Origin of the sequence: Vibrio diazotrophicus, assembly GCF_038452265.1 — a bacterium.
GTDB classification, from domain to species: domain Bacteria; phylum Pseudomonadota; class Gammaproteobacteria; order Enterobacterales; family Vibrionaceae; genus Vibrio; species Vibrio diazotrophicus.
Genome location: NZ_CP151843.1, coordinates 899,473 through 911,161 on the forward strand (window position 1 = coordinate 899,473; position 11,689 = coordinate 911,161).

The 11,689-nt window shown below is 40.5% G+C and carries 5 protein-coding genes and 1 pseudogene; 2 read left to right on the forward strand and 4 right to left on the reverse strand.

Features of this window, described 5'->3' with window-relative positions:
• Positions 1–1,419: 1,419 nt before the first annotated feature.
• From AAGA51_RS19365 to AAGA51_RS19375, 3 genes are all read right to left on the reverse strand, one after another.
• The gene (locus AAGA51_RS19365) at positions 1,420–3,177 is read right to left on the reverse strand and encodes a UvrD-helicase domain-containing protein (protein ID WP_042490429.1); all 1,758 of its coding nucleotides are present in this window, start codon (positions 3,175–3,177) and stop codon (positions 1,420–1,422) included.
• Positions 3,177–5,123 carry an ATP-dependent nuclease gene (locus tag AAGA51_RS19370; RefSeq protein WP_042490427.1) on the reverse strand — a complete coding sequence of 649 codons (1,947 nt, stop codon included), beginning with the start codon at positions 5,121–5,123 and terminating at the stop codon, positions 3,177–3,179. Before AAGA51_RS19370 ends, AAGA51_RS19365 begins: the two co-directional genes overlap by 1 nt.
• An 874-nt stretch (positions 5,124–5,997) precedes the next feature.
• Positions 5,998–7,587, reverse strand: coding sequence for a sensor domain-containing diguanylate cyclase (locus AAGA51_RS19375; RefSeq protein ID WP_342291575.1), 1,590 nt, complete (start codon positions 7,585–7,587; stop codon positions 5,998–6,000).
• Between the two features lie 226 nt (positions 7,588–7,813).
• Between AAGA51_RS19375 and AAGA51_RS19380 the strand changes: the two are divergent.
• Together AAGA51_RS19380 and ltrA are read left to right on the forward strand one after the other, a co-directional pair.
• A pseudogene (locus AAGA51_RS19380) lies at positions 7,814–8,264 on the forward strand (helix-turn-helix domain-containing protein); the annotation flags it as partial.
• 725 nt (positions 8,265–8,989) lie between these two features.
• Positions 8,990–10,459: a group II intron reverse transcriptase/maturase gene (ltrA, locus tag AAGA51_RS19385; RefSeq protein WP_042490453.1), complete on the forward strand. Its 1,470-nt coding sequence runs from the start codon at positions 8,990–8,992 to the stop codon at positions 10,457–10,459.
• A 483-nt stretch (positions 10,460–10,942) separates the two neighbouring features.
• On the opposite strand, the gene AAGA51_RS19390 is transcribed toward ltrA, so the two are convergent.
• Entirely contained in the window at positions 10,943–11,422 is a 480-nt protein-coding gene (locus AAGA51_RS19390) for a DUF1456 family protein (RefSeq protein ID WP_020329986.1), read from the reverse strand.
• Positions 11,423–11,689 lie beyond the last annotated feature (267 nt).

Consider the following 11,689-nt stretch of genomic DNA (forward strand, 5'->3'; position numbering starts at 1 on the left):
ACACAAGATGTCCCGCTTTATTTAGTTGAATAACCCAAGAAGCCCCACTATTAAACAATGAGTATGGCTACTATGTTGTCGAAGGGGTTATTGTTGTATTCGTAACTTCGGTGGTTCAAGTCAGGTATGCATTTTTATCGCACAAGATGTCCCGCTTTATTTAGTTGAATAACCCAAGAAGCCCCACTATTAAGCAATGAGTATGGCTACTATGTTGTCGAAGGGGTTATTGTTGTATTCGTAACTTCGGTGGTTCAAGTCAGGTATGCATTTTTATCGCACAAGATGTCCCGCTTTATTTAGTTGAATAACCCAAGAAGCCCCACTATTAAGCAATGAGTATGGCTACTATGTTGTCGAAGGGGTTATTGTTGTATTCGTAACTTCGGTGGTTCAAGTCAGGTATGCATTTTTATCGCACAAGATGTCCCGCTTTATTTAGTTGAATAACCCAAGAAGCCCCACTATTAAGCAATGAGTATGGCTACTATGTTGTCGAAGGGGTTATTGTTGTATTCGTAACTTCGGTGGTTCAAGTCAGGTATGCATTTTTATCGCACAAGATGTCCCGCTTTATTTAGTTGAATAACCCAAGAAGCCCCACTATTAAGCAATGAGTATGGCTACTATGTTGTCGAAGGGGTTATTGTTGTATTCGTAACTTCGGTGGTTCAAGTCAGGTATGCATTTTTATCGCACAAGATGTCCCGCTTTATTTAGTTGAATAACCCAAGAAGCCCCACTATTAAGCAATGAGTATGGCTACTATGTTGTCGAAGGGGTTATTGTTGTATTCGTAACTTCGGTGGTTCAAGTCAGGTATGCATTTTTATCGCACAAGATGTCCCGCTTTATTTAGTTGAATAACCCAAGAAGCCCCACTATTAAGCAATGAGTATGGCTACTATGTTGTCGAAGGGGTTATTGTTGTATTCGTAACTTCGGTGGTTCAAGTCAGGTATGCATTTTTATCGCACAAGATGTCCCGCTTTATTTAGTTGAATAACCCAAGAAGCCCCACTATTAAGCAATGAGTATGGCTACTATGTTGTCGAAGGGGTTATTGTTGTATTCGTAACTTCGGTGGTTCATGTGCAGGAACAATAACTGACGTTCAGCAATGCTAAGCTAATTCTCCAGCCCAAATTATTCAGTTGAATAACCCAAGATTTCAAGGCTGGATTTCATCTTAATGGTGACTTCCGACTGTGCAGGAACAATAAAGTTTATATCCTTGGGGTGATCCTAGTCCCCCCTTACCACACCTTTTATCGACAATACTCAGTTATGTTCTGACTTATTTTTGGACAATTGTGAGTTACGACCCATAGCGCATTCTGATTTTTCGGATTACTTCTAGTAGTGCAACCATACAACCAGTCTACATGTGGCTAGCCAAATGCCCTAATCCACTACACATCAAACAATAGTAAATCCAAGCGACTCTAATTGCTTCCTTTCTGGCGGCTTCAGAGTTTTTACAGCCCAAATAAGAAGTTCTCTTGGCCTTGATGATGCTACGTAAGCAAATCTGGCAGCCTCGCTCTCAGGATCTTTGAGCCAATCTTTCCAATGAGAGTCACCTCCAGAGCGAGAAGAGGATATAACTATAGTGGCACTGTGAGTTTCTCCTTTCGCCCCATGAATCGTTCTTTTTGCAAACTGGAACGATGGCTTGTTAGTGACAGCCAATGACGAAGCGACTTCAAGTTTGGAAGAACCAGACGGCGATATTAAGTTTACGCTTTCCAATGGAGTTAATATGCTTGCAATACCTTCAGGACAAAAACTCTGCTTTGGGAGAGAGCGAATCAAAATTTTTGCATCCTTTGTCCAGCCTGACCATTCAACGTCAACCTTTTGTAAGCCATTGTCAATCAAGAAGCTTAATGAATTATTTAAAAATTTTCGCCAAGAGAGATTTGAAGAAATAGATTGAGGGCAATTGAAGCTGTTTGGTTTGCACGTTTCTTTTAAATGAAAACGAAGAAACTCTGAGAATTTCAATAATGATTGATTGAGCCTTTCCATATCTTGTGGATTGTATAGCTTAATAGCTAGGGCCAGATTCTGGATGTGAGTTGGTTTGTCGACTGACGTTTGGAATTTATTGAGTGTAGAGTGCCCTCTAGATACGACCACCGTATTGTTGAAACCATTACATTTTTCATCAAAAGTTTCTATTAGTTCCGTAGGGCAATTATTATACTGAAGCACCAAGCACCTTGGTTTAAGCCAGCTCATATTTCCAATTATATTCCCACGACCAGTGAGCTTCCCACAAAGACTAACTATGTTTTGACAACTTCTAAAATTTCGTGTCAATTGCAAACGGGCAAAGTTGTTATCCTTTACGAAATCTTTAACTTTAGCTGGGTCAACATCTCTAAATCCATAGATTGCTTGATGAAGATCTCCTACAAAGTGAAGTTTTGCTCCATTATCAGCAAGCGTCTGAAAGATTAGAAGTTGTTCTTCTGATAGGTCCTGACATTCATCTATAATGAACAGTGGGTACCGCCTAACTAACAATTCGACGAAGTTCTGATATTTTTTATTTGTAAGCACTTCTAAAGCCAAGCACTCGACATCTCTGTAGGTTGCAAATCCTCCCTGAAGCATTCTAACTTTGGCTTGAATAAAATCTTCAACCTGCCAATCACTTAGTGGTAGAGCGCCTAGCGTTTTATCTAAAATAGAATCGCCTGAATCAAATATTAGCTTATTATTTTTTAAGTCAAGCGAATAGCGATTTGCGTATATATGTCCTCTTTGGGCGTATGAGTATTTTGTTCGATAGCCAATATGTGTTGTAGGCTCGATTATACGAATAGATGCATCACCGCCTTCCCCAACATACTTTGTTAGCTCTGTTGATAGAGGAGAAACGATGTTTTTGTAGATAAAGCTATCAAATGTACCTAAAAAATGAGGAAACATACCTCGGCCAAAGGGCATATACTTAGATACCCTGATTGTTAATTCATCAGTTGCACTGTTGGCAAATGAAAGTGCGGCGAGACCTCCGGGTTTCTTCTTCCAAGAGCTGACTTCCTTGGCTACTTTCGCTGCAACCACTTCGGTTTTGCCACTTCCTGGGCAAGCTTCTAAAAAAGTATGCTCTTCAATACTTGAATTCACATAATTAAGCTGCTCGTCGCTAAACTCGACTTCCATCACTCCTCCTCTTCGAAATCTACCGATGAAGCCCACATAATTGCTTTTTTGATATATTCAGGAACAGAAAAATCATATCCATTTAACTGGATTCTGTTGGTCAACACTTGGGCAAATAGCCCTTTTCCAATATTGTCGTCATCAATTTTCTTCAGGATTTTGTGAGCGGCCTCGGCAACCTCACGTGGTTGCTTCTTAGTCCAATCTTGCTTCGACATTTCCGTAAATTCTGTAATTACTGTACTTTTTCCCTTAGTAGGCTCTGGCCATAGAGAAGCAATAATTTCGGACATTAGAGATGCATTGTTGCCCTCCATGGCTAAGTCATATTCTAGTGTCTTGTATTTACTGACATAAAGGCGTGAATTAGTTGATTTGTTGATACAACTTACGAGATCAATGGCATGGTTGGTACCTTTATGCATATTCCCCTCGTAAGGAAGGAAATCTTCGCTTACCTCTTTTTGCTCCCCATCTTTTTCTGGGTCAGGTACTTGTTTCTTTATAGTTTTTGGTGGATCTCGGTCAGTTATTCCGGCACACCTAACCGGAATACTCTCTGCATAAGCTGCTTCTTCGGTATCATCTGACTTAGAAACGTTACAATATAGTTGCATAAAATGCTTAAAGTAGATCCCATTGAGGTTAATCGTGGAGATCCCTAAGTCTTCAAGATTCTTTTGCCCTTCTTTCTGTTCTTTTAGAACTATTTTTGCCAAAGTCGGAATAATCATTTGTTCAGCAATCCCTTCGACAAGGATTACACCACTAGAAAATAATAAATTAGACTTTGTTACATCGAGCCAACGGTTGATGAATTGGCTGCTTGATTCCGGTAACCCGCAGGTTCGCAACGGTGTCGCTACCGGAGTTGGTGATTTCGACAGATGAATGATCGACTCAAGATCAACTGATGAAGCTAAAACTGTTGAGTGCGTAGTTACAATGACTTGAACGTTTTCGTTTTGTTTTGCTACTGACTTTAGGTGATTTAACAGCCTAATTTGCAATTGTGGATGTAAATGTGCTTCTGGTTCCTCGATAAGCAGTAACTTAAATAGAGGTTGTTCTTCGTCCTCATCATCTAACGTAAGCTCAGCCATAATTGAAGCTATGTAAAGTAGATTGTTATAACCCAAACTATTTTGGCTAAGGTCACGAAACAGTAACTGGTCCTCTACAGACAGGTCAGGAAAGAACATTAAAGTTAGACTTTCTGCAATTTTTGTAAAATCGCTTTCTGCAAACTGAATACTGGTTTTTTGCCCGAAGTGATGCCCGATAGCTTTCGTCAGGTTATCCGTTATGAGCTTATTGGCATCCTTAATACTCAATTTGTCATCAGTAGCTAAAGATTCGTTAAAGTTTTTTAAGCTTGCTTCAAGAGGATGTAACTCCCCATCTTCTCTACACTGTTTTAGTTGCTTACGATTCAGAGCCTTGAGAAGTTTGGATAGTCTAGACTGACGGCCATTCGACAATTTTGACTCAGCATCCCTTAGCGGTGGTAAGTAAATACATTGGACTAGGTCCAATAGCTCAGGGTCAAATTGGGAACTCTTTGCAATACCTCCCCATATGACTTTTTTAAACCGACCTCGAATTTCCTTGTTTTCAACTTGTAAGTTTAATAGTGCTGTATCGGAAGCTCCTACCCATGGTAGAAAGGCCACTTTGTCTTTTACATCCAGCCCATCAAATTCAGCACAAATAGATAAAGATGTTGCGGTCTTTCCTTCAGCCAAAAACGGGCTGAAAAAGTCATCACTAGTTACGCTATATCTACCTGATTCAGAATCATGAAATAGTTGCCTAATTGCGCTTATGACAGCGGTTTTTCCCGCTCCGTTTTCACCGACTATCACGTTTAACCCATCAGTTAGTTGGATATTAAACTCTTTGCCAAAACACCGGTAACCTTCAGCTTTTAAGTTACTTAAATACATGCCTTACCCTACCTACTTGAATAGACATATTCTAACTGTTTGATATGGGTTGGGTAACTCTGTATGTAACTTACTTGAGTGACTTAGCTAACACTATTCATGTACCGTGCAGACTTTAATAGTTCTAACAGGAGGTATGCACGTGTCACTTTGCATAACCTTTACTAAGGCAAGCTAGCGAAAAAGCAATGTGAATGATCTTTTACTATAAATAACAATGGGGCATTTTTTGTTTAGCCGATAGTCCCGTAAATCGGAGCTGGACAATTATCAGTCAGCGCTTTTACTAAATTATAAAACCATCAATAACCACAGGTATTGCAAATAATATTGGTTTAGGTGCGCACCATCTCGCCTCATGGTAAATAAAATTATTTAGATTTCAGGCGTTAATGGTAATTCTCTAGTGTAACATTCATATGATTTCAACTTTTAATATGATGAAATCATATTAAATGCAACAAGATGCACTAAAGTCTATTTTTCAGGGAAGTGATATGCAGTTTAACCGTCGAATATACAGAAAAACCGTGTTTTAAAACTGTGAGGCAGATCAAGTTGTGGGACGGAGGAAAAACGGATATTCCACCGGAATGCAAGAGCCTGATGCGAATGATTAAGGGCAGGGAACTGCACAACAAACCCGACTTGGAAGGATTTCAAATGCGAGGAGATTATTTGATCCTTCCCAATAGTCAACAAGTCACATCACAACGACTTCTTACTGCTATCAGTGTTCTAGGAATCGAGTCAGAAATAGAAATCAAAACAAAATCCAAACTTATTAAATATGCACGCATGCTATCTAAGTTTTTGTAAATAAATCACTTACATTGGGGCGAATGATTAGTAGCCCCAAAAAACAGTTTGTACGTTAGCTGCTTATACTCAACTCTGTTCGATTTCTACCATTATCTTTTGCTTTATACAGGGCATCGTCGGCTTCCTTGAGAACAGCGCTAATAGGTTTACCTTCAGCAGCCCAATGAGCGACACCTATAGAAACTGTCACATGCCCTACAGTTTCAAAATCTTGAGATTCAATCGATTTTCGAATACGTTCCGCCGCATACTTAGCATGATATATATCTGTTTTTGGTAAGAACAATAAAAACTCTTCTCCGCCAGAACGGAATACTAAATCTAATTCTCTTGCTTGTAGCTTTAGATGCTCTGCTACATTCTTTAATACTATATCGCCCACATCATGACCAAATACATCATTAACTTTTTTGAAGTGGTCTATATCCACAGCTAAAACAGAAAATGGTATTTTTTGTATACGGAGATTATCTTGAGATTTATCTAGCCCTCTACGGTTTAATAATCCCGTCAACGAATCTGTTAAAGAATCACTATGTAGTTGATTAATAGTATTAGAAACTATGTTTAATGTATTAAGAAAAGAACGCTTTAAATATGACGCCTCAAAATACCACGACTTTACTTTAATTAAATCATATCCAGTAGATGTATGACTTTCATAGTTTTTTAATATACTAGCCAATTGCCATAAAGGTTTAGATATAAATACAGATGCAACCCAGATAATTAAAACCGTTATTACTCCAATTGGAAGTGATTTAATGAATACCTTCCACATTTGCTCATTAAGCGTTGCTACGGTAAGTGCCTCCGCCCTTTGAGCAACGATTCCCCATCCAGAAAGAGCAACTGGCGCATAACCTGCTAACATATCAACTCCGCGAGAGTTAACGATAGGTTTACCGCCTTTTTCGCCTTTTGTTACAGCGTTAATTGCCTCATTTGTATCTATTACCTCTCCAACTCTTTTGGCGTCAGGATGGTAAATTATCGTGCGGTTTCTATCAACAACATAAAGATATGAACCATCTTTATAACTATGCTTACCGAGAATCGTATTCAAAATATTTTTTTGTTCAAGGTAAATAGTTCCTGCTATATAACCTAAATACTCTTTATTTTCAGAGAAAATTGGATATGAAATACTGGTTAAATAATTGCCAGAAGGTGGTATGAATGGGTCTGTAATAAGAGGAACTTTAGCATTTAATGATTGCAGCGAGCGATCACCTTTTAGCTGTACGCCTTTCAATTGTATGTTTTCAGGTGATATAGAGACTATAACCCCTTTAGAGTTAACGATAACTACAGAGTTAAAAAACCTTGTTTGAGTCCTTAATCTATCGACCTCTTGTTGTTGTACTTTTGTGTCAGACATACCTTGACTGAGTAAAGCAGCGCTATACTCCAACTGGGAAAACGCTGACTCAATAAACAAGTCTGTTGTTTCAGCCATTTTTTCTGCGTAAACACGGTTGGATTCAATAGTGTTAGTAATAATCAGTTGTTGCTGAACTCTGTACATTGAGTAAAAGGAGTTGATAAGCGTCATCAACACACTGAAGACACTCAGAATCAGGATTAATTGCCTTAAATTCAATTTATCATTTAACAATTTAGGTTCGCCTACATCATCCATTAGTTAAGTTTTCCACTTGTTAGAGTTCATTTACAATAAGAATACGCAATACGGGTATAGAGTAATCAAATCGCTAAGGTAATGATAGCATTGAAAAAAGAAGATGCCCTACAAACCTTATAGTTATGTAGAAAGTACCCCCGTAGTACATACTCGGGGGTTGCTCCGTCCCTCAGTCTCCTCAGTCGTCGTCGTTGTGCGTCCCGTCGCCAAAACCCCAAAATCGATTGATAAGATGGCACTGTGAGCATGGGGTAAAACTGAAAATGAAATGCGAAAAACGGCGGCTCTTTTTTGGGAAGAATTTTATGCGGCTAAACGTCATTCTTTCCAATTACCCTTACCTTTTAGATCGTCGGTTTAAAAAATTCTGCCAACAAGTGATGCAAGAATATTTTTTGGTGCCGCCTCTTACCACCATCGTACATTCCATAGGTGCAAGTACCAAAACTGTTACAAGGCTATTCAAAGCAGAAACTGGAATGTCCTATCAAGACTGTAGACAGCTATGACGCTTGTTAAAGGCGATTGAGTTGTTGTCTAGAGAAGAGCAAGTTAGCGATGTTGCCCATTTGCTCGAATTTTCTTCCGACAGTGCTTTCATAGTCTTTTTCAAGAAACAAACTGGACAGACACCACTAAGTCTTATGAAGAATCATATAACTCCACTTAAGTAAGCCAATTCCATATACTACCCGTTATGCGCACTGAGCAAGGTTGTAACTGGCAACTTTCCTTTATGGCAAGCCAGTACGAAATTAGCTCTAGTATGGCAAATCCAGATAAACAGAATGTGTATGATTTTTTACTCTAAATGATTTTGGGGCGTGCGACGTGAAGTCGTATGAAGCGCTGTTCACCGCTCAACGAGTGAACCATCTGTATCACCAGATGAACCTAGGAGCCTGAATAAAGTAGCGGCTCTGACAATGTAACGAAGGTTGGTATTTTCCAATCGGGATTGAAATCGTGAGAGGACGATCCTCCTGATAACCACAAAATCGGGTAAGTGCTAGGTAGTCAGCATGATGAACATAAGTGAATCCGCGTAAGGTGCGTTAATCGATGAACAGCGGAAGTGGTTAATACGCTGTAGCCAAAAGGCACGAGAGTCGGAAAGAGATTGCCCCATGCTCTTTCGTGATCGCTGAACTCTCCGCACCATAGCGGGCATCTACACTGACATTGCGCGACATATGGAACACGGTAAGCCTGTATCACTCCCTCTGGGAAAGCCTTTGTGGCCGATAGTGATGCAGGTAGAGGATGTTGGAAAAAGCGAAGGCTGCATTGTAACGATGCAGATACAGATTCATATCTGATCACGAAAGTGAGCTGACTTCCGACTGGTCTTTCGTTGCAAGATAATTTGAAGAACTTTATTCAGGGAGAAATGCAAAGGATGATTTCAAAAGAGATTAGTGCCTCTCCTGACAGTGCTCAATGGCAATCCATAAACTGGAAAGCCGTTGAATCCCATGTTTTAAAGCTTCAGATGCGTATTGCAAAGGCAACACGAGAAGGTAAACACGGCAAAGCGAAAGCGTTGCAGTGGATACTGACTCACTCACGCTCAGCAAAACTTCTTGCTGTTAAGCGGGTATCACAAAATAAAGGCAGTAAAACGCCTGGAATTGACGGCGTTATCTGGAATACAGATACGCGCCGCATGAAAGCAGTCAACCAATTGAGCAGAAAAGCTTATCAAGCCAAACCGCTCAAGCGTATCTACATCCCCAAGAAAAACGGCAAGCTCAGACCACTGGGTATCCCCTGCATGGTCGATAGAGCGCAGCAAGCGCTTCATCTTCTTGCTCTGGAGCCAATATCAGAAACACTTGCCGACCCTAACAGTTATGGATTTAGACCAAACCGTAGCACTGCCGATGCGGTCGCACAGTGCTTCAAGTGTCTGGCATTAAAGAAATCAGCTCAATGGGTTCTTGAGGGAGACATCAAAGCCTGTTTCGACAAGATCGGGCATCAATGGCTGATGAATAACATTGCCGTAGATAAACGCATGTTGGAACAATGGTTAAAGTCTGGTTTTATGGACAAAGGGCTGTTCTACCATACTGACGAGGGCACACCACAAGGTGGGGTCATATCTCCGACCTTGATGCTAATGACTCTTGCAGGACTTGAGCAACGCATAAAGTCTACCGCACTCAAAAAGGGTGCCAGAGCCAACTTTATCGGATACGCCGACGATTTCGTCGTCACCTGTGCTTCAAAGGAAGTGCTGGAGAACGATATCAAGCCGTTGATTGCTGATTTCTTGGCAGAAAGAGGCTTAACACTCTCCGAAGAGAAAACGCACATTACTCATATCAGCCGTGGTTTTGACTTCCTAGGTTTTAATCATAGGAAGTACAAAGGGAAATTGCTCATTAAACCGAGCAAATCCAACACACTATTGTTCTTGAGCAACTTGCGCGAACTCATCAAGAAGCACGCAACCATCCCTGTTAACGATTTAATCAAGTTGATAAATCCGAAACTCAGGGGCTGGTCGAATTACTATCGGCACTGCGTGGCTAAACAGGTATTCGGATATGTAGGTCACAAGCTATTCCATACGTTATGGCATTGGGCTAAAAGGCGTCATCCAACAAAATCCAGAACTTGGATCGCGCTTAAATACTTCATCAACCGTCAGGGTCAATGGCAATTTCACGGTTGGCAGAAGATCATGGATATGGATTGTCAGTTCAATCTGTTTCAAATAGCTAAGGTGCCAATAGAGAGACATGTGAAAATCAGGAGTGCCGCTACGCCCTTTGATCCTCAATACCAAGAATACTTGGCTAAGAGAAAATCAAAGAAGCAATGCCGTAACTCTTGGCATGAGCCTGCTCTCACTGCTTTATAAGTTGCTGGGTGCCAATCGGTGCCTTTGTGAAGGCTTGAGCCTAGTGCGGTGAAAGTTGCACGCTGGGTTCTTAGAGGGACGACACTTGGTAACAGGTGTCGTCTACTCGACAAATTCGTGTTACCAATGGCGTCAGTCGTGACTCTGCACGCATGACCAAAAGCATGGGAAACTCTATATACGTGGCCAGTTTTAGTTAATCACTACAAGATGTCTGGAACATCTTGACCAGAATAGTGGCCCCTAACTGGCTTAAGGTTTTAGCTTGGGTTTATCTTGGTAGGGTCATAGGGGCGGTGTGTGTCTTGATTCTAAAAGCCGACCAGATTTCAGCGTGATTTGATAGGTATCTACTGAAGAAAGACAAAGAGTAGACGTGATTGTGAAGCTCTAATATCGGTCTTTAGCATGATAAAAGCGAGTAGCCAAATAAAATGGTTCTCGCTTTTTTAATCAATTACCACGTTCGATTCGAGATAAAAATTACCCAGTAAACTCTTCAGAATCGGGACGATTGGTAAACTGCACACCATTTAAGAAGTCGCACAGCAGTTGGTCTTCACACTGTTTGTAGTTCTTGTTGTTTGGCTTGCGGAAATACGCACCAATTTCGTATTTACTTAAACTAGTACCAACCACTTCTAATACGTCCAACACATCTTCTGCTTTCATGTCTAGCGCAATGCGCAGCTTCATGAGAATCATGTTGTTGGTCAACGTGACTTCTGGCTTAGGTTGCTCGCCGTCTTTTTTTCCTCGCTTGAGGTTAATAAAGCCATTTAAGAATACCGCTAACTCTTGATCCTTCATCTTAACGCAAGATTTGTCGCTTTCATCTTTTAACCAGTTTGCCACTTTATCGTGAGCCACAGTGACTTCGGCCTGCCCGAAAGCTTTCATTATCTGCGCGTTTTTAAGGTTTAACGCGTGTTGGATACGACGTAAAATTTCGTTGTTAGTCACTAGGGATTCCTAAAATGAGTTCTAAGGGTGAATAAAAATCCATCAATGACATGCGATCTGTGAGTGTCTTTATTCAATAGCGTAGTTGACGGTGACTCTAACAGAGAACACGTTTCTTCGGTAGGTTAAAAAATAGAAATAAGACGGCCTATTCGAACTAGTTGGCTATTCAATATTTACTATGCGTTGCGTTTAGTGTTTAAGGTGCTCTTCAGCGGCTTTGGTATTGCGTTGATTATACACTTTAATATGACGTTATGTTCTAGG